The following is a 22,689-nucleotide window of genomic DNA, read 5'->3' as shown; positions in this document are numbered from 1 at the left end:
TACCCAGAGAGGAAAGAGAAAACGACTAAAGCCATTGCACCAAATGGGTCTGATCTAGACTAACATATTGCAGCCATGAAGCCGTCCTTAATAAGGGCGGCTTTATGGCTAGACTAATTTTTTTGTATCTAATTTATCAATTTTGCGATTTACGTAGCTCATGTAGGATACATATCTGCCATCGCTGAATCATTAATGCGTCTGTTGTAATAACGGATAGATGAACTTGCGTCGATCTGTAGCAGATTCATCGCTGGGATTATGCATTGTGCTTTTAAAAAAATCAGTTTTGCCTGTCGCGGTGTCGGCCTTTTTTCTGTATATCGCTTATGGCGGGATTACCGCCTTTGTTACGCTTTTTACAGACTCGATCGGGGTTAATTCCGAAGCTTTCTCTAGCTTATGCTGCGACGCTTGCCCTGATCCGTCCTGTTGCGGGAAAGGTTTCGGATCGGCACGGCGAGGCCTTCGTTATTGTGCCGTCGCTTGTGATAGCTGTTGTTGCATTGATTGTGTTGAGTCTCTCGACTGGGTTACTAGGCGTGCTCGTTTCGGCGGTACTTTACGGCATAGGCTTCGGTTGTGGGGGTGAGCCGAGAGAAGAAGATAAAAAGCCCGCGATTTACGCAAGCTCCTTTTGAAGATAAGCATCAATTTTTGCCAGGGCTTCTTCTGTACCGCCGGATTGCAGGAAGCTATCATTTATTTTTTGTACGCCCTCTTTATACGCTGCGTTCGACATCACTTCACGTACGGCCTCTCTTAACGATTGTGCATTGATATCATCTTTGGTTATTCGATAGCCAGCTTGAAGTTCCGTTAACCGCTGCGCGACCATCGGCTGATCCTTGTCCTGAGGCAGAACGACCAAGGGTACATTGAAGTGAATCCCTTCATTCACGCTGTTCATTCCACCATGAGTAATAAACACATCTGAATGACGTAATACCTCTAATTGAGGAACATAGGGCGAGATGATAAAGTGCTCGGGAGCCGGATTGATTTTCGTAAAGTCGGCTTTCTCGCCGGCTGCAATCACGACGATGCCTTCAAAATCGGCAAAAGCTTCAATACAGGTGTTAAAAAAGTCTTCAACATGATCCAAAACCGTCCCCATCGAAATGTAGAGAACCTTATTATTTTGTAATAGATTCAAAGGAAAAGAATGTTCCCCTTTGCGCTCTGGGAAGCTGGGACCCATAAAAAGATTCTCGTCACTGAACAGCTCGCCGTTCGGTTGGAAATATCGGCTGGTGTAAACAACATTCAGAGCCCCTGAATTATTCATAAATTGAAATACATGCTTGGGAGCAACACCGAATCTTTCCTGCATGTGCTGCAGTGACGTTGTAGCCTGTTCATCAAGCTGAAACGGTGCTTTAGCGTCAGAACGGAAGGGATTGTTAGCCATCTGATTGTTTGAAATAAGAAAGGATGGAGATGAAGAAATGCCGGGGATATTCAAATAATCTCTAACTAATTCACCAGCTCCGAATCTATCATAGAACACAAAGTCAAAATCAATGCTTTCCGACAACTCCCGGGTAACTTCCAATATGTCTAGCGAGGTCTGAATGTGAATGTTCAAAAATGCTTTCAATCCGGCGGGAGAAGCGGCATTAATAGATGCAGTCCTCAACAGATCGGGGTGCAGGCGAACTGTTGCCCCAACTGCTTCTAATCTGTCCTTGTATTTCTCAGTTGTAATGTAATATACTTGGTCCCCTCGTGCTGCAAAGGCTTGCGTAATCCCGATCGTAGGGTTCACATGTCCTTCTGCTGGAAAGTTAACCATTAAAACACGTAGCATCCATTATCACTCCTTTTCCCTTTATCGAAGATCACAGTTTTTACTGAGTCTCTCTATCCATAATAACAATAATATTTATTTTTTCAAATGATATCCTTTTTGGTGTTTGACATGAAATTTGTATAACAAATATTTACCTCGTGCATAGTAAAGACGAACTCTACTCAGCAAGGGAGGTTTTTCTAAAATGAATGTTCAAAGAGCACAAGAAATAGCGTCCTCTCCCATCATGGCGAATGTGTTATGTGATGGGTCACCCATTTATATTCAGCATGTGAATGAGCAGAGGGAGACGGCACGTATCTATGCGATGAACCATCCGGAAGAGGAACGGGAAGTGCCTTTGTATACGTTAACAGAACAGGTTCAAGTACTGGAATAAGAAAGGAGAGATGTTGAAAATGCAACCCAATCAACAGAAAGTGACCGAGGCCGACCGCTTGAATTTTCGTGACCAGACTGATGATGTGGTCAGAGAAGTACCGGCCACGACGGATGCCAGCGAAGCAGTTGCAGCGATGACCTCACATATCAATAAATACGATGTACCGGATGAGTTGGAGGAAAAATAGAGAATGTGATTTTTAGCTTTTGTCATACCGCAAAAATGTAATAAATATAAAGAAGCAGCTCTATAAAGGGGCTGCTTCTTTATATTTATTACAAAATCATTCATTAATATTAGAAAAAAAGTATTGCATATGGGTTTACTAGGTATTATGATAACAACAGATTTATATTTTTTGTTTCTTTTAAAGGTTTAAGGTTTAGACCTTAAAGATTTATGGATCGGAGTGTTCGTATGATAATCCCATCTCCTCTGCGCTTTGAGAAAGTATCAGCTAAAAAAGTGAGTGATTTTATTAGAGAGCAGTTGGAAGAGGCAATTATTCTAAAAGAGTTGCTTAGCGAGGAGCAGCTGCCAACAGAGCGGGAACTTGCAGAGATATTTAATGCCAGCAGAATTACAGTTCGTGAGGCACTATCTCAATTAGAGTCCAAGGGACTCATTGAAAAGAGAGTAGGTGCCAAGGGAGGGACGTTTGTTCTTCCAGTGACAGCAAATTCTCATAAACGTACCCGGGCAGAAATCGCACAAGATTGGGAGCATATGCTGAAGGTCTTTGAATATCGGATGATGGTGGAGCCTGAGGGGGCATTTTTAGCGGCTGCGCGGATCACCACAGATGAACTGGAATTACTCCAGCATTATCTGGACCAGAGCATTGAAGCAGATTGTACCCGGGAATGGTTTCGGGCCTTGGACGTCAAGTTTCATTTAGCCATTGCCAAGGCATCGGGCAACCCATTTTGTGAAGCCGCTGTTAGGCAGATTCGGACCCAAATTAACCCGGCGCTTGATCTCATGCCCTATGACGATCAGATTCGGACGGTGAACTACGACGTCCATACGGAAATTCTGAGTGCACTTCGGGCACGGGATGCTGAGAAGTCGCGGGAAGTAATGAGACACCATATCGGACATTCCGCAGATGCCATTTATGCGAGACTGGTTGCACAAGGCTAGTCGGTACTATACAGAAAAAATAAGATAATTCGAGCGGGGATGATAAAAATGAATATAAATGAACTTTTAGCATTATCCAGACCGCTTCAAGATCAGCTGATTGCTTGGCGCAGAGACTTTCATCGCCATCCTGAAACGGGTTATGAAGAGGTTCGTACATCGGGAATTGTGGCTGAACACTTACGTGAACTTGGGCTGGAAGTGATAACAAATGTAGGTAAAACCGGGGTTGTAGGTCTGTTACGAGGAAAAAGCCCGGGACCTACAATCGGTCTAAGGGCAGATATGGATGCTTTACCGATTCAGGATGAAAAAACGGTTCCCTATCGGTCACAGATTCCGGGAAAGGCACATTTATGTGGGCATGATGCCCATACCGCAATACTGATGGGAGCCGCGCAGTTACTTACGAAGCTGGAACGGCCCGAAAGAGGGAACATCAAATTTGTCTTTCAACCAGCAGAAGAAGGTTTGGCTGGGGCGAAGGCTATGATTGATGATGGTGTGTTGGAAAATCCAAAAGTAGATGCGATGGCAGGACTTCATATGTTCCCGGGTCTAAAGACAGGAACGCTCGGGGTCAGCAAAGGGGTAGCTTTTGCATCCGCAGACAGCTTAACGATTAAGATTATAGGCAAAGGCGGTCATGCTGCCCGTCCGCACGAGGGGATAGACGCGATTGCCGTGTCCGCGCAGGTTATTTCTGCCCTGCAAAATATACCAAGTCGTCTGGTTGATCCGCTTGAGACCATTGTCATTACTATTGGCAAAATTAGTGGCGGCTACATGGGGGCTGCCATTGCACCGGAGGTAGAAATGATCGGTACCGTGCGAACTCTATCTGCGGAGCTACGCAGCCGGATGCCTGAACTGATCGAACAGGTAGTCCGTGGTGCGTGTGAATCGTTTGGGGCCGGATATGAATTAAATTATCAGCATGGCTACCCAGTTGTGCAGAACGATTCGGAAATGGTCGATCTGATGACGGAAACGAGTGAGCTACTGTTTGGCTCCAAGGAGTGGAACTACATCAAACCGTCAACAGGCGGAGAGGATTTCGCTTTTTATTGTGAGCAGGTACCCGGTGTATTTTTCCGGCTCGGATCTGGGAGAGGAGATGAAGCTACAAGCTATCCATTGCATCATCCCAAGTTTGATTTGGACGAATCCGTGCTGCCTTATGGAGTAGCGATGATGTCGGCTATAGCGTTACATTTTCTGAAAACGAAATAACAATCCTGAATGAGCTTTTCACAGCAACTGTAGCGCAAAATACAACGTTAATAGACTGGAGTGGACAAGATGAACAGACATAAGTGGTTTACAAGCGGGATCACATTACTGATTACAGCAATTATCCTGGCAGGCTGCGGTGCCCCATCCACAGACGGTAGTAAAGACAGCGCAACATCGACCAGCAGTAAAGTGCTGACGATCGCGAATGCTACGGATATTGAGAGCTTTGATCCACATAACAATAACAATACGGCGAGTGAAGCCGTTCTGGTTAACGTATTTGACTACTTGCTGAAAAATGATAGTCAGCAGAAGAAAGTACCTGGACTCGCAACTTCCTGGGAAAAGGTAAATGATACGACTTGGCGTTTTCACTTACGCGAAGGAGTTACCTTCCATAACGGTGATCCATTCACGGCGGAAGATGTGAAGTACACGATAGAAAGAGTGGCGAAGGATAATACGCTCAAACAAAATTCTTACTTTAAAAATATTAAAGAAGTGAAAGTGGTAGATGAACATACAGCAGACATCATAACCGACGGACCAGACCCGCTGCTGCTGAATCGTTTATCCAAAATGGGAGCTGGGATCTTACCCTCCAAGTATATTGAGAAGAATGGCATAGAGGCATTCCTTAAAAATCCAATTGGTACAGGCCCTTATAAATTTAGTCAATGGATTAAGGATGATCGTGTGGTACTCGATAAAAACGATAAGTACTATGAAGGTCAGCCGAAATGGGATCAAGTTGTTTTTCGTTCCATCCCGGAAGCCTCTACGCGTGTATCTGAACTGCTCGCAGGCTCGATTGACATTGCTTCCGGAATCCCTTCCACCGATATAGAACGCATTCAAGGCGAAGACGGCAAAAAAATCGTCAAGGCACCGATTCAGCGTGTTCTGCAATTGATTTTACGTCAAAGCCAAGGCAGTGTTACGGCTGACCCGAAAGTGAGAGAGGCGATAGACCTCGCGATCGATAAAAAGGGCATCGTGGACAGCATCGCAGGTGGTGCCGGGATTGTAACTCGTACTTCCGTTACACCAGGTAACTTTGGTGCCGATCCTTCCTTGTATGAGAAAACATTATATGATCCGGCAAAAGCCAAAGAATTGCTGAAGCAAGCCGGTTATGCTGGTGAAGGCCCAACATTGACCCTTTCAGTATCCTCAATATACAAAGAGTATGCCGAGGTCGTAGCCGCCATGTTAGATAAAGAAGGCTTCAAAATTAAATTGGACGTACTGGAGCCAAGTGCTTTCAGTGAGCGTTACAGCTCCAAATCCTTCAAAGAAATGTTTATGATCGGCATTGGTAATTCCCTGTTTGATGCTTCCAACAACTATAACCGCTACCTACTAGAAGAGGCTAAGGGTGAAACGGATTATAACAATCCGAAGGTAGAAAAGCTGTTGCAGCATGCCCTGACGAATCTGGATACAGCCTCGCGTGAAAAAGAGTATCAGCAAGTGCAGCAGATTTTGGCTGAAGATCGTCCAGCCGTCTATCTTTTCCAAATGGAAGGGATCTATGGCACGGGTAACGGTGTGAATTTCCAACCGAGAAGTGACGAGATGTTCTATGCAGAGGATATTACACCTGCAAAATAAAAAGAGAAGTGAACGGGCGGGGACCTCAATGAAGGTTCCTGCCCGTCCTTTTAAAAAAAGCCTGCTGGTTATGGAGGTGACGAATTGAGAGCTTATATCGCCAAATCGCTGCTGCAGGTGATTCCTGTACTGCTGATTGTCTCTCTGATTGTATTCATCCTGGTGAGGGTAACCGGGGATCCTGTAGCCCTGATGCTGCCGGAGACTGCTACAGCCGAGGATCGTGCAGTATTGACACAAGCGCTTGGACTAGATCAGCCATTATATACGCAATACATTAAATTTATTGGAAGTGCCTTACAAGGCGATTTTGGTACCTCGTTTCGCTATGGTGAATCGGCTTTGCCATTAGTGCTGGAACGGCTGCCTGCCAGTTTTGAATTGGCAGTAGCTGCCATGTTTTTTGCAGTTATCATCGCAGTGCCGTTGGGCGTCATCTCAGCAGTCAAACGTAATACCTTTACCGATTTAATCATTTCCAGTTTATCCGTAGTCGGAAAGGCCATGCCTAACTTTTGGATGGGGATTATGCTCATATTGCTATTCTCCGTCATGTTGGGGATGCTTCCGGTGTCCGGTCGGGGCGGGATGGAGCATTTGATACTTCCGGCTTTTACACTGGGTGTCGGTCTTTCTGCACAGATGACTCGACTCATTCGCTCCAGTATGCTGGACATTTTGAATCAGGACTATATACGAACAGCCCGAAGTAAAGGGATTTTCGAAATCGTAGTCATCGGAAAACACGCTTTTCGCAATGGATTGATTCCGGTCGTCACGATTATGAGCTTGCAATTTACGAGCTTGATCGGCGGAACACTGATTACCGAGACGGTATTTGCATGGCCGGGTTTGGGGCAGCTACTTGTCGTCGCTGTGAATACGCACGACATGGCTATCGTACAGGCAGCTGTATTTGTGATTGCCTTTATTGTGGTTATCAGCAATATTTTAACCGATGTCGTTTACCGACTGCTTGATCCAAGAATTAAATACAACTAGAAAGGGGAGGAGGAAGTGTGGCAGGCATTCATGATGTACAAGCTCTTGGTCCAGACCTAGACTTGGATGGAAAAAAGCAAGCACAACCGTCCAGTATCAGGCGCGTATGGAAGCAACTGTTACGAAGTAAAACCGGAACGGTCGGTGCAGTAATCATACTGCTCGTATGCTTAACGGCACTATGTGCCCCTCTGCTGGCCAGTCACAATCCTGCGGATATTGACCCGCTTAATCGTCTGAAGCCGCCGATGTGGCTGGCTGGTGGATTGCCGGAGCATTGGCTGGGTACAGACAACCTGGGACGGGATATGTGGAGTCGTATCGTATACGGAGCGAGAGTTTCGCTTATCGTCGGTGTCGGTGCAGTTCTGGTCTCAGGGACGATTGGCGCGATTCTCGGACTCCTCGCCGGTTTTTATGGTAAATGGGTGGATGCCATCATTATGAGAGTTGCCGATGCCTTTTTGGCTATTCCGGCTATTCTGCTGATGCTGGTCGTCTTGGCCGTGGTGGGTCCTGGAATGACTACGCTTATTTTTGTTATTGGCGTTACGAATTGGGTTTCTTATACAAGGGTGGTCCGGGGCGAGGTATTGAGTATCAAGGAACGGGACTTCGTTAAAGCAGCTAAGGCGATTGGCTCAAAAAATAGCAGGATTCTGTTGAAGCACATTTTACCCAACGTCTTGTCTTCGTTCATTGTAATTTCCGGTATGAGTGTGGCGACAACGATTATTATGGAAGCTTCGCTTAGTTTTCTCGGATTAGGGATCACACCACCGGCCGTGTCCTGGGGTGGCATGCTGAGCGATGGGAGACAGTATGTAGCCACGAGTTGGTGGGTGGCAACGTTTCCCGGTCTGGCGATTACCATCACGGTCCTGGGCGTCATTTTCCTCGGTGACTGGCTTCGCGACGTGTTAGATCCCCATATGAAGGCAAAAGAATAACAGAAAGCGGGGGATCGGAAAAGATGACCACGAAGTTGCTTGAAGTGAACCATTTGAAAACCTACTTTAAAACAGAGGATGGCATCGTTCCTTCGGTCAACGGTGTCAGCTTCACTGTGAATCCAGGTGAAACGGTAGCTATTGTTGGAGAGTCCGGTTCCGGTAAAAGTGTAACCTCCTTGTCTATTATGGGTTTAGTGGCTGCGCCGGGTAAAGTCGTGGGCGGGGAGATTCTGCTTGAAGGCCGAAACTTACTCAAACTGTCCAAGGGGGAAATGCGAAAATATCGGGGGAACGAGGTATCCATGATTTTTCAGGAGCCGATGAGTTCGCTGAATCCGGTATTTACGATTGGTAACCAAATCAGTGAGGTCATCCGGCAGCACCAGAAGCTGAGCAAACCGGAGGCACGGCAGAAAAGTATCGAGATGCTAGAACGGGTAGGCATACCTGGTGCGTCGAAAGTGGTAAGTTACTTTCCGCATCAGCTGTCTGGAGGAATGCGTCAGCGGGTGATGATCGCCATGGCCTTGGCCTGTCAGCCTAAACTGCTGATTGCTGATGAACCGACGACGGCACTGGACGTTACGATTCAGGCTCAAATTTTGAATTTAATCCACAAGCTAAGCAAGGAAGAGAACACAGGCATCATTCTCATTACCCACGATTTAGGTGTCGTCGCGGAAATGGCGGACCGGGTAGTCGTGATGTATGCCGGGGAAGTGGTCGAGGAAGCGGACGTATTTGATTTGTTTGAAAAGCCGGGTCATCCTTATACGATTGGTCTGCTAGGATCACTCCCTAAGCTTACGGAACAGAGAGAATGGCTGGATTCCATTCCCGGTACCGTTCCTAATATGATGCAGATGCCGAGCGGCTGTCCATTTCATCCCCGCTGTCCTTATGCCCAGGAACAGTGCACCCAGATTCATCCTGAAATACAGGCCAAGGATCAAGGACACTATGTCAGATGTTTGCGGATGGAGGAGGTGTCAGTATGAGTGAGACAGCACAGGGAACACCGCTTCTCGAAGTGAATGGGCTTAAAAAATATTATCCTATGAAAAAGGGCTGTTTTTCCCAAAAAAGCGGTTATGTACGGGCGGTTGATGGTTTGAGTTTTAAGGTGATGCCTGGTGAAACATTAGGTATTGTAGGTGAATCGGGTTGCGGCAAATCGACAACGGGACAAATGATTACACAACTGCTGGAGCCCACAGCAGGCGAAATTCGTTTTCAAGGGCAAAGCCTGTCTGATTTAACGGATGAAGAAGTCCGCAAAGTGAGACGAGATTTACAGTTTGTATTTCAAGATCCGTACTCTTCTTTGAATCCGAGAATGAAGGTCTTTGATATCGTCGCCGAACCACTGCAAGTACATGGGATTGCTAAAGGGAAAGAGCTTAAAGCTGAAGTTTTCCGACTGTTGCAGACGGTAGGACTAGGCGCTCATCTAGCGGATCGGCATCCTCATGAATTCAGTGGTGGGCAGCGGCAGCGGATCGGTATAGCCAGGGCGCTTGCCATGAAACCAAAGCTCATTGTTTGCGATGAACCTGTATCCGCGCTGGATGTGTCGATTCAGGCTCAGATTTTGAATTTGTTAAAAGAGCTTCAGCAGCAGTTCCAACTTACCTACATTTTCATCGCTCACGGTCTGCCCTCCGTAAAGCATATTAGCGATCGCATCGCAGTGATGTACTTGGGCAAAATCGTGGAGCTTGCAGATCGTGATGAGTTGTTTGCACAGCCACAGCATCCGTATACCAAAGCATTGCTTGATGCAGTACCCGTCCCAGATCCGAGGCTGCGTAAAGAGCGAATAACGTTGACAGGTGAAATCCCCAATCCTGCCAATCCGCCCTCAGGCTGTACTTTTCACACGCGTTGCCCATACGCACAAGAAATATGCCGCCAACAGGGACCATTGCTCGAAGAGCATACTCCAGGGCATATTGTGGCCTGCCATTTTCCCTTGCATAAGCAGATGGCTCACGAATAGATAAATCTTTGCCAGTGTGTTTAGCAGTATGATGTAACGGAAAAGGAGGCTACTCATGAATAAACGATCAATTGTACCGGAGGATTTATACGGATATCAGTGGATCAGTGATCTGGCAATAAGCCCTGATGGAACGATTGCCTACGTCAACAAAAGCATAGATCGTTCAAAAAATGACTACCATACGCACATCCGTGTCGTATCGCTTCTTGGGGCCGATGATAAGCCGTTGACCGATGGCAATAAGGACTCAGCTCCTGCCTGGTCACCTGATGGATCACAGCTTGCCTTTTTACGTGTGGCGAATGGAAGCAAGCAGCTATGGATGGTTCCGGCTGATGGTGGAGAGGGACAGCGACTGACCAAGGTGAAGCGTGGGGTGGGTGCATTCGTCTGGTCGCCGGACGGGAAGTATATTGTATTCACAAGCATGGTTAGTATGAACGCCGAGCGGGAAGCCATGGAACTTGAGGAATACAGCAAGCAGTCTGGTGAGCGGGGGCGCATCGTGGATCGCACCACTCCCAAAGCTGAAGGATCGGGCTGGTGGAATGGGCTATTCAGTCATTTATTTGTCCTGGAGCTTGAAAACGGCCGGGTAACCCGAATAACCTCGGGACCTTGGAATGCTTCTTACCCTGTATGGTCCATGGACAGCAAGCGGATTTCATTTTTGTCCAAACGCGTAGAAGACGACAAGCTGGATGCAGACCTGATTGCGTTTTCGGATGTGTATACGGTCGATTGCGACGGCAGTAATCTGGTGAAGGTTACGGATTCCAGCTTGGCGATCAGCCAATTTTCGTATGCACCGGATGGCAAATCCTTGACTCTAATCGCGAGCGATCGCATCTATGGCAGCGGTAGCCAGAATCGTCTGTATACCGTGCCTGTGACGGGGGGAGTCCCACAGCTATTGTTTCCTGAATTGGATATGCAAATTGGCAACTTTGCCCTAAGTGACATGAAATCCTTTGGTCCGTCTCCATCTCCGGTATATGCTCCTGTGAGGTTGAAGCCAGAAATGTATGTGCTTGGGACGGTGCAGGGTGCTGTCCACATATATCGATTCACAGTGGATGGAAGTGTTCAGGCGGTGACAGAAGGAAGCGATAGAGACGTCTATCAGTACACGCTATCTGCTGATGGTCGCTATCTGGTTTTTGCAGCACTTGATGTGAATGGGCCTGGAGAGCTGTATCAAATGAACCTGGAAACAGGCGAAGAAAAACGGCTCACGTACTATAACGATGATTACCTGGCATCCTTGCAGGTGAGTGTACCGGAGGCATTTTGGTTTGAGGCTTCGGATGGCTTCAAGGTACAGGGGTGGATCTTCAAACCATCTGGACTCAGCCCTAAAGAACAGGCCCCTCTGATTTTACAAATTCACGGTGGCCCCCACGCGATGTATACCAGCACGTATAGCCATGAGATGCAGACGCTCCTTGCACAAGGGTATGCCGTGCTGATGACCAATCCACGCGGCAGCTTCGGCTATGGTCAGGATTTTGCACGCGCCTGTCGGGGGGACTTTGGAGGAGGAGATTATCGCGATGTGCTGGATGCCCTTGATTTTGCGCTAAAACAGTTTGATTATATAGACGAAACCCGACTCGGCGTGGCTGGCGGCAGCTATGGAGGCTTAATGACCAACTGGATCATTTCTCACACGAACCGATTCCGCGCCGCCGTTACGCAGCGTTGCATCTCCAACTGGCTATCCTTCTACGGTTTGAGCGATATCGGTATTTCCTACACAGAGGGAATCGTCGGGGCTAATCCGTGGGAAGATCCTGAGCTGCTCTGGTCCAAGTCTCCACTGGCACATGTAAATAACATCGAAACGCCGCTGCTGATTTTACACGGCGAGGAAGACCTGCGCTGCCCGGTTGGACAAGGGGATGAGTTATATACAGCCCTGAAGCGGCTGGGTAAAACAACACGTCTCATTCGCTATCCCGGGTCCAATCATTCTTTGCTGAAGAGCGGTAAACCTTCCCTTCGTGTAGATAACTTTGAACAGGTGGTGTCCTGGTTTAATTCCTACTTGAGTAAAGGAGCTGACTCTGATGAGTAAAGTGCAATTGTCGATGCCAGTGGCCTTTCTGATCGAGAACTTGCGTACAAGTGGTGAACCGAAAGACGTCATCATTGAGTGTATCAAAAAACGGGATTTCTCTCCTTTACTCGATAAGGTTAAAGAAAAAACAATGGACTTCAAAGAACGCTGTCAAACGGCAGAAGACATAGGGGACGAGTGGGAAGAAGCGATCCGCAGCGGTTATGAATTTAAGTTTTTACACATCAATGGGCTGAAAAGGCTGCTTCATTTTCGTTTTGATCGAACCATAGATCGGGATTATGAGCAGGATGGAATCATGTTGAAGAATCTGCACCTTGATCCTATCGAAATGGATACCTTGCAAGGGCTGATTGGCAGACAGTGGCAGGTGATTGAGGAGGACAATGAAGAAGTAGGCAGCGTGCAGAGGACCGTAAGTATTAAGCTTTTATATCGAAATGAAGAGGATTTTTAAGGAGTAGATTAGAAAAAGATAGCAAGACTCTTTGACGGGGTCTTGCTTTTTTATAGTCATTATTGATTTTAAAGTTGAGCTCAATTAGTATATAAGCATATAGTTATGTCAGTAAAGGGGGTTACACATTGGATCAACTTGGTTATGTAGCCGATCACTTAAAGCTATTGGGGGATAAAACCCGGCTGGCCATGCTCTCCCTGCTAAAAGAACGAGAATGGTGTGTTTGTGAGTTTGTGGATATCTTCGATATTTCGCAGCCGGGCATCAGTCAACATTTAAGAAAATTAAAGTCGCAAGGAATTGTAAAAGAAGAAAGACGAAGTCAATGGGTATACTATTCCTTAAACGTAAACGACAAGCCGCATATTCAAGCCGTTCTTGAGTGTATGCCAGATTCAAAGCATATTTTAAAATGGCTGAACAAAGAAGAACCCGTCGTATCTTGTGGACCTGGCTCTCCAATCTGCTCCTCCTAAAGGTCCTGCTTATCTCCTATGGGGTAAGTGCTGTTCAATATAAGAATATGCTTATATGATGATGTGGAAATGGTGGTTAAACAGGAGATTGATTCGTAGAAAGAGCAGATGGAGAACGAAGGATATCTTGGTATATGGAGGTTCTGTACATTGGTTTTACTGGCATGCATTATATTCTTAGCGACTTTAGTATTGGTGATCTGGCAGCCCAAAAATCTGTCTATTGGCTGGTCAGCCTGCGGAGGAGCTATACTTGCCCTGCTGGTGGGTGTCGTCGATTTGCATGACGTTTGGGAAGTTACTCAAATTGTTTGGAATGCGACCCTGGCTTTTGTGACCATTATTCTGATTTCGTTGGTGCTCGATAAAATCGGCTTCTTCGAATGGGCAGCACTTCACATAGTATGGGCTGCGCGGGGAAGCGGAGCACGGATGTTTGTTTATGTGACCATTCTGGGTGCCGTTGTTGCTGCCTTTTTTGCGAATGACGGTGCAGCCTTAATTCTGACACCCATTGTACTCGCGATGGTGCGAGCATTGAAATTTGAGGAGAAAGTGGTTTTCCCGTTCATCATAGCGAGTGGATTTATTGCAGACACAACCTCGCTTCCGCTTGTGGTCAGCAATTTGGTGAATATTGTATCAGCCGATTTCTTTGGGATCACGTTTATGGAATATGCGAGTCGCATGATTGTGCCTAATTTATTTTCCTTAGCGGCTAGTATCGTGGTACTGTATCTCTTTTTCCGCAAAAGGATTCCGAAAGAATTTGATGCTTCACAGTTAATAACGCCTGCAGAAGCGATTAAAGACCCAAAAATGTTCCGCATGTCCTGGTTTGTTCTCGCGGTGCTGTTGGTTGGCTACTTTGTGTGCGAATTTTTTAACATTCCTGTTTCTGTGGTAGCTGGCGTGATTGCCGTATTTTTCTTGCTGATGGCGAGAAGAAGCACTGTGGTACCGATAAAAGAAGTTCTTAAAGGCGCTCCATGGACCATCGTATTTTTCTCCATCGGGATGTATGTTGTGGTGTATGGCCTGCGTAATGCAGGTTTGACAGATCTGCTGGCTCATGTGATTCAAGCGGCTGCTGATCAAGGCATGTTTGTGGCCACCGTTGGTATGGGCTTTATCGCGGCAGTCATCTCGTCAGTGATGAATAACATGCCTACGGTCATGATTAATGCGCTTGCCATTGATGCCACGCATACCACCGGCATGATCAAAGAGGCGCTGATTTATGCCAATGTGATTGGATCGGATTTGGGGCCGAAAATAACCCCGATTGGTTCATTGGCGACATTATTATGGCTGCATGTGCTTGGCTCTAAAGGCGTGAAAATTTCTTGGGGAGCTTATTTTAAAACAGGCATTATTTTAACGATTCCTACACTTTTTATTACTCTTTTAGGCCTGTATCTGTGGCTGGTCATTTCATAATTGAACATTAAAGGAGACGTTTATCATGGGGAAAAAGACAATTTACTTTTTGTGCACCGGTAATTCTTGCCGGAGTCAAATGGCAGAAGGCTGGGCCAAGAAATACTTGGGAGACGGTTGGGACGTGTACAGTGCAGGCATTGAAGCCCACGGCCTTAATCCTAAAGCGGTGCAGGCGATGAATGAAGCAGGGATCGATATTTCAGGCCAAACTTCGGATATTATTGATCCGGTCTTGCTGAACAGCGCCGATTTGGTTGTGACCTTATGCGGGGATGCGGCTGATAAATGTCCCGTCACACCTCGACAAGTTCGCCGTGAGCATTGGGGATTTGATGATCCGGCCAAAGCAGTAGGAACAGAAGAAGAGAAATGGGCCGTTTTCCAGCAAGTTCGTGATCAGGTGGGAGAACGCATTAAACATTTTGCGGAAACCGGAGAATAATAGAACGTTCAGCCGGGGGGCGATCCCGGCTTATTTCTTTAAAAACGCTATTTTAAAGTTGCATCTAAACAGTCCTGATGAGCATTTTTGATCGGGACTGTTTTTATTTTATGGCTAATTGATAAATTGAATCGCATCATATTTCGTTGACAGAGTCCACAAAAATCATTAATATAATTGTTGCAAAAGTCCACTAAATAGGGGGAGTTATAAATCAATATAGATGCTGAGATCATCGCAGATATGAGGCGTTTCAATCGGTTTTATACCAATATACTTGGATTATTAGATAGACATGTGCTGGATAGCGGGTATTCTTTTACCGAGGCACGGGTCATTGTAGAGATCGGTATAGTTGAGCCATGTATAGCTAATACGTTAGTCGATTCTCTTAAAATTGATCGCAGTTATATGAGTAGAATCATTGCCAAACTTTGCAAAGAGGGCTTTCTTGTTAAGGAAAATTCTACGTTGGATAATAGAACAAATCTGATTCGTTTGACGCCTAAAGGAAGAGCGTTCTATCACCAACTGAATGAAAGATCTGACGAACAAGTCATAAAATTAGTTCAAGGTCTATCCGAGGAAGAGATTAAAGAATTACATACTTCTATGGTGTTCATTCAGAACAAACTGGAGAAATTGGAGAGAATACAAAATGATTCGATTTGAATGCGACTATACCGAAGGTGCCCATGAGCGCATATTAAAGCGACTATTGGAGACTAATGATGAACAAACCCCAGGCTATGGTGTGGACGAGCACTGTGAAAATGCCAGAGCTTACATTAAAAAGGCATGTGACTCCGAAAATGCAGATGTACACTTTTTAGTTGGAGGTACACAGACGAATACAACGGTGATCTCTTCTATTTTGCGTCCGCATCAAGGCGCCATTGCTGCAATTTCTGGACATATCGCCGTACATGAAACCGGAGCGATTGAGGCTACTGGACATAAAGTACTTACTTTGCCTAGTGAGGATGGGAAAATCCGGGCCGAACAGGTAAAGGAGCTGTATGACGCTCACTGGAATGATGCCACTTTTGAGCATATGGTACAGCCTGGTATGGTTTATATTTCTCAGCCTACCGAGAATGGTACGCTCTATACTAAATCCGAGCTGGAAGCGTTAAGTCAAATCTGCCGGGCATGTGGCTTACCCTTGTTTATCGACGGTGCTCGCTTAGGGTATGGCCTAGTTGCAGTGGACAACGATGCGTCTTTAGCAGATATAGCCAAGCTGTGTGATGTATTTTATATCGGCGGTACAAAAATTGGAGCGCTGATGGGAGAAGCAGTAGTCATTATAAATGATGCTTTGAAAAAAGATTTTCGATACATGATCAAGCAAAAAGGAGGGCTGCTGGCGAAGGGACGCATGTTGGGCATTCAGTTTGAAACTTTATTTGAAGATGGTTTATACTATGAAATTTCCAAGCACGCCATAGACATGGCTATGTTGCTTCAAACTTCGTTAACGAAACAAGGAGTTCAATTTCTATATCATTCTACAACCAATCAGCAGTTCCCGATTTTGCCAGATCGTATATTAACTGCATTGAGCGAAAAATATACTTTTTCCTTTTGGGAAAAAGTTGATGCTACACATAGTGCCGTTCGATTTTGTACCAGTTGGGCTACGAAGAAAGACAATGTTGAAATGCTGATTCAGGATATCAAAGCATTGCAGTAAATTTAATGGGAAAATCAGTTTATAGAATCTTAAAGATGTAGAATGACTATGTAATAGGCCATACTTCATTGCATGTATTGCAGCGAAGTATGGTTTTTTGTTGTGTATTTTACTTCATCCAAAGCAATGGGTCTTCAGTTCCATGAAAGAGCAAGCGGATATAAAAATGGAAAAACAAGACAAGAGGAGATGTATAAAATTTACTTCTGATTCTTTACACTGAATATCTAACGAATCTGCTTGCGGTACTGAAGAGGGGAGAGCCCGGTTATTTTTTTGAAGATTTTATTAAAATGGGAAGCATGGCCGAATCCAACATCCTCTGCAATATGCTGAATTTTGTCTTTGGTGGTTCGTAGTCTCGTTTGGGCTGCCCTGACCCTCACCACGCGGATATATTCGCTGAAATGAAAGCCAGTCAATTTTGGAAAGATGCGGCTTAGGTAAGCTGGACTAATGAAGTAGTAGGCAGCCACCTGTTCAAGGGTTAATGGTTCATGGTAATGGTCCTGAATAAAAGAGGAAATTTCCGTTATTTTCTGATGCATCGGATGAGGGGAAACAGGCTCACTACGTTCGACCGCTTCCGATCGGTGCACCAGAATGAGCAATTCCAGCAGTAAATGCTGTACGCAACGGTCATGCAGGGGCTGCTGATTTCGGCATTCGGTATTCATTTGCAGGAACAGACGTTCAACTTCGATCTGCTCTCTAACCGGTAGGCGCAGCAGTGCAGATTGCTGATACGGCGGCAGGCTAAGAATGTCATGATCCTGTTGTGGGAGGAACGTCGGTGAAAAATGAATCAAAATGCGCTCCGTTTCCTCCAATTGTGAACTGGCGGTAGAGTGCAAATCATGAGGGAGGATAAATATTAGATCACCCTTGCGGGCGATGTATACTTTACCGTTCATAAAGTAGATGCGTTCGCCCCGCAGCAAATAGTACAGCTCGTAGCTATCGTGGACATGAGGTTTTGGCATAACTGTGAATCCGGTACGGTAGATGTGATGAATGGAGAATTGCTGTTCCCCAATGACATATTTGCCGTCGTTCGTTTCCGTCATGTGCTTCTTCCTTTACAAGTTAAGATAAGTAAGCGCATTCATATATCAACAGTATATATGACACCTGCCAACGGTAAAAGCAGAAAAGATGGATGAACCAAGCAGTTGCGAGTAGAAATGTGAACAGTTTATTACAACAAGAAAGTTGATTCGTTTGTTCGCCAAGGAAGGGAGGTGAAAAATACTGCTGGCTGGTGAGAAAGAAAATTTGACGGGAGGAAATAGATTTGAACAAGCAGCGTACATGGAAAAAGGTATTATGTAATGTGGTTGTGGGTTCATTGCTGTTGACTTTATGTCCGCCACTGATCCAAGCGGAGGCTGGTGCGGGGAGTCAGGCGGTGGTTGGGACGGAGATGGCAAAGGTGGCAAAAGTGGCGACGGATATTCCGGCGTTCCCGGGTGCTGAGGGTGGCGGTAAATATGTTACCGGTGGGCGCGGAGGAGAAGTATACGAGGTTACGACACTGGCGGACTACGGCAAAGGAGAGCAGGCTATACCCGGCTCGCTTCGTGCAGCGGTCAGTTCGGATAACCGGACGGTAGTTTTCCGGGTTGGCGGAACTATTCATCTTAAGGAGCCGCTCGAAATCAAGGGGAGTAACCTGACGATTGCTGGTCAGACAGCCCCTGGCGACGGAATTACTGTAAGCGATTACACAACCGGAATTGATGCGGATAATGTTATTCTTCGTTACCTGCGTTTCCGATTGACTGACCGTTACCCCAGTGAGGATGACGCGTTAGGAGCCAGATACCATAAAAACATTATGATTGATCACTGTTCCTTTAGCTGGTCGGTGGATGAAGTGCTGAGCCTCTATGACAACGTAAATACGACCGTACAGTGGTCCATTGCCTCTGAGAGTATGCTTATGACTACACATCAAAAGGGACGCCATGGCTACGGCGGCATTTGGGGCGGACGGAACGCCACCTATCACCATAATTTGTTGGCTCACAATGCAAGCCGTAACCCGCGTTTTCCAACGGATAAAAAAGAAATCGACGCGGTGGAAATGGCTAATAATGTAATTTATAACTGGGGATTTTTCTCTTCATACGGCGGCGGTGAAGGATCGTATAACGTACAGAATAACTATTACAAGTACGGTCCCAACACATATCAGGATGTTCGCAGTCAAATTTTTGTGGATGTGGGTACTAAAAAGTATAAAACACGCATGTTTATTGGTGGCAACTATATGTACGGCAATGAATCGGTTACTAAAGACAACTGGCAGCTTGGAACATCCATTGGGTCGATTATAGACCCTTCCACCCGCCTGGCGGAGCCGATTGAAGTCAGAGGGGAATACGACAACGGAATTTCACCGGATGCGTATGGTCCATACCAAGCAACAGATGCACAGACCGCGTATACTGAGGTGCTTGCTAGCTCGGGAGCCACGCTGCCAAGAAGAGACGCGGTAGACGCGCGCATTATGAATGATGTGAAGAATGGAACGGGTGCGTTTATTAATTCCCCGCGTGAAGCAGGGTGGATTTACGATGATGATAACGTAACTACGACAGAGCTTTCCGACAGCGATCACGATGGAATGCCGGATGAGTGGGAACGTGCCAACGGGCTGGACCCTTATAATGCAAACGACCGTAATGGTCAGGAGCTTGCCGGCACAGAGGTGTATGCTCATTTTGCCAAAGGCTACACGAATCTGGAGGTCTATCTAAATGATCTAATTAAGAAGCTGTCCGATGGAAATGAGGTAGATAATCCGGAGGCCGTCATTCAGGTGTCTGACGAAAGCGGTCGTTCATTGAAGCATAACGATATTTTGGAGGCAGGCGGTAATGCCAGATTAGCAGCAACGGCCAAGGACAAAGATGGTATTGCATACGTTGAATTTATCATTGACGGTGTACTTGCCGGGAAGGTCAATAGTGCGCCTTATCGTCTCGATTGGAACCATGTGACAGACGGCACTCATTATATTGTCGCACGGGTGACCGACCGCAAGGGGACTGCTGCATTTTCCAATCCTGTTGCCATTCATGTCAACACGACTGCACCATCGGGAAGCTGGCTGAGTGAAGACATTGGCTTTGAGGGCCTCAGCGGTTATATCAAAGGGCATACTCAAGTATTAAAGGATGACGAGAACGGCAGCAGCATACGGCTGAAGTCGGCGGGAGACATTGACGGTAAGGCTGACTTTTTCCATTATGCTTATCAGAAATTGGAGGGAGACGGTGAAATTATTGCCCGTGTGGAGCAGATTACACCTACCGATGATCATGCCGAAGCGGGTGTCATGATTCGTGAATCGCTGAAGCCGGGATCGAAAATGGCTTATATGGCTTTAGCATTTGTTAAATATGGTAAACAGGGTACTCTTATCAGTCGTAATCAAACGGATGGCAATACACAACGTGCGTCCATGGAGACGTTTATTACAACGCCATATTCAATCCGTCTTGTACGACAAGGGCAAAAGCTAACCGGATGGGTATCCGTAGATGGTCTGACGAACTGGGAGAAGGTTGGTGAAACGGTTATGGATTTGCCGGATAATCAACCGCTATTGTTTGGGCTAGCTACCGATGCATCCAAACAACAAAACGATGTATGGAATTACAATACGTCGGAATTCAGCAATGTTACGATCCGCAAGCTGGCAGAAACAGCAGCCGCTTCCGCTCCAGCAGTGCAGGATGCTGCTGCCCCGCAGGTGAATAGCGTTGTTGTAGCGACCTATGGTCCTGCCAGCATTACGTCTCTCCAGGCAGCTATTGACGCAGTCCCTGACAATAGCAGCACCAGGACAGTTATTCGCCTCAAAAACGGCATCTATCGTGAAAAAATAAAAGTGAACTCCTCCAAAAAAAATCTGAGCATAATCGGAGAAGACCGGGACAAAACGATCATTTCTTTTGATGATACGGCCAAAACCGTGGTGGACGGAAAAGAATTAGGAACAAGCAACAGCTATACGATGCGTGTGCAAAGTCCAGATTTTATACTGGAGAATGTGACGGTTGCAAATACAGAAGGGACCGGGCAGGTGCAGGCCGTGGCGTTATATGCGGAAGGTGATCGTGGACAGTATCGCAATGTCAAAATTACAGGATTACAGGATACATTGCTTGTGAACCGTGGAAGACAGTATTTTAAGGACAGCTATATCAGCGGCAGCGTCGATTTTATTTTTGGCAATTCACCTGCCGTATTTGAAAATTCAGTTATACACAGCTTGCGTGCCGGATATGTGACAGCAGCTTCAACAGAGGAGAACAAGCCGGGTTTTGTATTTATTCAATGCCGTCTGACAGCCGAAAATGGGTTGACAGGCAAGGTAGATCTTGGACGGCCATGGCGCCCTTATGCCCATGTTGCTTATCTAAAATCTTACATGGATAACCATATCAAGCCGGGCGGCTGGAACAATTGGGGCAAGGTATCCAATGAGCAAACTGCAAGATTCGCAGAGTTTGATAATGATGGACCAGGCGCTGCGAGTGCCGGACGTGTACCTTGGGCCAAGCAGCTTACTGCTAACGAAGCCAGTCAATACACCGTTAAAGCCGTTCTGGGCGGGACAGATCAATGGAATCCACAATAGAAAAATAATAGGACAGTACGTTCTATAGACTGTGTTCCTTTTGTTTTAAAGCAACTGTTTTTGCAATATCTAATCTCTTGGATATCGCTAGAAGGCTGATGGAGCAGAGGATCAAGAACAAACATACCCAATAGGAGTTCCGGTAGCCAATCCATTGAGCGATTAATCCACCTGCTAAGCTGCCTACCAGTCTTCCGATGGTTGTCGCATTGGAATACAGCGTCGATGCGTATCCAGGGAGGGCTGGCAGTAAATCTTGCATATAGCTGATGCCAATGGCTGAAATCACTGCCACAAAGAAGGCAAGAAGAAGCTGCCCCACGAATAGCTGCCACATCTCCGTAGACATAAGGACGAGGAGATAATAGGCAACTCCTGTTAAAGAACCCACAAATACAAGCAGGCGGTTGGAATATTTAGCGGCAAATACGCCCAGCATGAGCATCAAGGGTATTTCTAAAATCGCGCAAATACTGGATACTAGAGCTACGTCACTCGTGTCACCTTTTAAATTGTGAATGATGAACAAGGAAATATTTAGATTATTCATCCAGTGAGACGTATAGAGCAGAGTAAGAACTGAAAAGGGGATCAGAATCTCAATATTTTTATGTAATGTAATGTGATGAAGTAAATGTTGATCCTTATTTTTAAGCTGAACAGGAGGTTGTTTGATAAAAAAGAATAGAAGAACGGCAATGAGTACAAAAATAGAGGTCGTACTGACAAAAATACCTTGAAAACCCGTATGTGCAATCAAGAAGGAACCAAAGAGCGGCCCGGTAATAAAGCCAAGAGAAAACATAGAACGAAGTGTTGAGTTGGCAAAGGCATGATCCGCAGATTTACTGCGATCTACCGCTTCACGTGCACTAGCAAATAACTGCGGCATTCCAGGTGCTCCCACTGCTGTGAAGACAGTCATATATACAAAAAGCACATAAAAATTTTGAATTACAAGATATCCTGCAAATGCTATCGCATTAAATAACATACAAATAACCAAAATTTGTTTACGATCCAATCCAGTATCAGAACGTTTGGCAATAAGAGAGCTTATCCATATACCACAAATCAAAGTCACAGCTGTAAAAACTCCAAAGGTTCCAACCGATACACCAAGTGTAGTTGTGAAATATACAGCCAAAAAAGGTGCGCTTATCGATATCGCCATACCTTGCAATAACATACAGGTCATGAATAGCGGGTAGTTAGGGATAACAAAAAGATTTTTAATACGCATTATCATACTATTTTTACACTCCTTCAGATTTAGACACAAAAAAATAAACCATT

General features: G+C 45.9%; 20 protein-coding genes. 17 read left to right on the top strand and 3 right to left on the bottom strand.

Features of this window, described 5'->3' with window-relative positions; translation table 11 throughout:
* Positions 1-622: 622 nt before the first annotated feature.
* Positions 623-1,810: a macrolide family glycosyltransferase gene (locus tag HPL003_RS03465; protein WP_014278262.1), complete on the bottom strand. Its 1,188-nt coding sequence runs from the start codon at positions 1,808-1,810 to the stop codon at positions 623-625.
* Between the two features lie 187 nt (positions 1,811-1,997).
* On the opposite strand from HPL003_RS03465, the gene HPL003_RS03460 reads away from it, so the two are divergent.
* The 16 genes from HPL003_RS03460 to HPL003_RS03390 all read left to right on the top strand — a co-directional run bounded on the left by HPL003_RS03460 (position 1,998) and on the right by HPL003_RS03390 (position 16,742).
* Positions 1,998-2,192, top strand: a complete 195-nt coding sequence (locus tag HPL003_RS03460; RefSeq protein WP_014278261.1) for an H-type small acid-soluble spore protein — start codon at positions 1,998-2,000, stop codon at positions 2,190-2,192.
* A 19-nt stretch (positions 2,193-2,211) separates the two neighbouring features.
* Positions 2,212-2,382 (top strand): hypothetical protein, encoded by a 171-nt coding sequence (locus HPL003_RS29120; RefSeq protein WP_014278260.1) that lies wholly within the window; start codon positions 2,212-2,214, stop codon positions 2,380-2,382.
* Positions 2,383-2,612: 230 nt separating this feature from the next.
* The gene (locus tag HPL003_RS03455; RefSeq protein WP_014278259.1) at positions 2,613-3,338 is read left to right on the top strand and encodes a FadR/GntR family transcriptional regulator; all 726 of its coding nucleotides are present in this window, start codon (positions 2,613-2,615) and stop codon (positions 3,336-3,338) included.
* 48 nt (positions 3,339-3,386) lie between these two features.
* Positions 3,387-4,571, top strand: a complete 1,185-nt coding sequence (locus HPL003_RS03450) for a M20 metallopeptidase family protein (RefSeq protein WP_014278258.1) — start codon at positions 3,387-3,389, stop codon at positions 4,569-4,571.
* A 69-nt stretch (positions 4,572-4,640) separates the two neighbouring features.
* Complete coding sequence (locus HPL003_RS03445; RefSeq protein WP_014278257.1) at positions 4,641-6,188, top strand: ABC transporter substrate-binding protein; 1,548 nt, start codon at positions 4,641-4,643, stop codon at positions 6,186-6,188.
* 84 nt (positions 6,189-6,272) lie between these two features.
* A complete protein-coding gene (locus tag HPL003_RS03440) occupies positions 6,273-7,190 on the top strand; it encodes an ABC transporter permease (RefSeq protein WP_014278256.1) in 918 nt (305 codons plus the stop codon).
* 17 nt (positions 7,191-7,207) lie between these two features.
* Positions 7,208-8,140 (top strand): ABC transporter permease, encoded by a 933-nt coding sequence (locus HPL003_RS03435; RefSeq protein WP_014278255.1) that lies wholly within the window; start codon positions 7,208-7,210, stop codon positions 8,138-8,140.
* 23 nt (positions 8,141-8,163) lie between these two features.
* Positions 8,164-9,141, top strand: coding sequence for an ABC transporter ATP-binding protein (locus HPL003_RS03430; RefSeq protein ID WP_014278254.1), 978 nt, complete (start codon positions 8,164-8,166; stop codon positions 9,139-9,141).
* On the top strand, positions 9,138-10,142 hold the full coding sequence (locus tag HPL003_RS03425) for an ABC transporter ATP-binding protein (protein WP_014278253.1): 1,005 nt from the start codon (positions 9,138-9,140) through the stop codon (positions 10,140-10,142). Before HPL003_RS03430 ends, HPL003_RS03425 begins: the two co-directional genes overlap by 4 nt.
* Positions 10,143-10,197: 55 nt before the next feature.
* Positions 10,198-12,222, top strand: a complete 2,025-nt coding sequence (locus HPL003_RS03420; RefSeq protein WP_014278252.1) for a S9 family peptidase — start codon at positions 10,198-10,200, stop codon at positions 12,220-12,222.
* Positions 12,215-12,682: a hypothetical protein gene (locus tag HPL003_RS03415; RefSeq protein ID WP_014278251.1), complete on the top strand. Its 468-nt coding sequence runs from the start codon at positions 12,215-12,217 to the stop codon at positions 12,680-12,682. Before HPL003_RS03420 ends, HPL003_RS03415 begins: the two co-directional genes overlap by 8 nt.
* A gap of 128 nt (positions 12,683-12,810) precedes the next feature.
* Entirely contained in the window at positions 12,811-13,161 is a 351-nt protein-coding gene (locus tag HPL003_RS03410) for an ArsR/SmtB family transcription factor (protein ID WP_014278250.1), read from the top strand.
* A 150-nt stretch (positions 13,162-13,311) separates the two neighbouring features.
* Positions 13,312-14,601 (top strand): arsenical efflux pump membrane protein ArsB, encoded by a 1,290-nt coding sequence (locus tag HPL003_RS03405; protein WP_014278249.1) that lies wholly within the window; start codon positions 13,312-13,314, stop codon positions 14,599-14,601.
* 25 nt (positions 14,602-14,626) lie between these two features.
* Positions 14,627-15,046 carry an arsenate reductase (thioredoxin) gene (gene arsC, locus HPL003_RS03400; protein WP_014278248.1) on the top strand — a complete coding sequence of 140 codons (420 nt, stop codon included), beginning with the start codon at positions 14,627-14,629 and terminating at the stop codon, positions 15,044-15,046.
* A 243-nt stretch (positions 15,047-15,289) separates the two neighbouring features.
* A complete protein-coding gene (locus HPL003_RS03395; protein ID WP_014278247.1) occupies positions 15,290-15,718 on the top strand; it encodes a MarR family winged helix-turn-helix transcriptional regulator in 429 nt (142 codons plus the stop codon).
* Positions 15,705-16,742 (top strand): threonine aldolase family protein, encoded by a 1,038-nt coding sequence (locus tag HPL003_RS03390; RefSeq protein ID WP_014278246.1) that lies wholly within the window; start codon positions 15,705-15,707, stop codon positions 16,740-16,742. Before HPL003_RS03395 ends, HPL003_RS03390 begins: the two co-directional genes overlap by 14 nt.
* Positions 16,743-16,969: 227 nt before the next feature.
* Here the strand turns inward: HPL003_RS03390 and HPL003_RS03385 are convergent, their stop codons facing one another.
* Positions 16,970-17,809, bottom strand: a complete 840-nt coding sequence (locus HPL003_RS03385; protein ID WP_014278245.1) for a helix-turn-helix transcriptional regulator — start codon at positions 17,807-17,809, stop codon at positions 16,970-16,972.
* Positions 17,810-18,036: 227 nt separating this feature from the next.
* Here HPL003_RS03385 and HPL003_RS03380 point away from each other — a divergent pair, with 227 nt between their 5' ends.
* Positions 18,037-21,393, top strand: a complete 3,357-nt coding sequence (locus HPL003_RS03380) for a pectinesterase family protein (protein WP_014278244.1) — start codon at positions 18,037-18,039, stop codon at positions 21,391-21,393.
* 22 nt (positions 21,394-21,415) lie between these two features.
* Here HPL003_RS03380 and HPL003_RS03375 read toward each other — a convergent pair whose 3' ends face one another.
* On the bottom strand, positions 21,416-22,642 hold the full coding sequence (locus HPL003_RS03375; RefSeq protein WP_014278243.1) for a sugar efflux transporter: 1,227 nt from the start codon (positions 22,640-22,642) through the stop codon (positions 21,416-21,418).
* Positions 22,643-22,689: the final 47 nt, after the last annotated feature.

This window comes from Paenibacillus terrae HPL-003 (assembly GCF_000235585.1).
Classification (GTDB): domain Bacteria; phylum Bacillota; class Bacilli; order Paenibacillales; family Paenibacillaceae; genus Paenibacillus; species Paenibacillus terrae_B.
The sequence above is the reverse complement of the archived record's forward strand: the minus strand, read 5'-3'. Positions and strand labels throughout refer to the sequence as shown.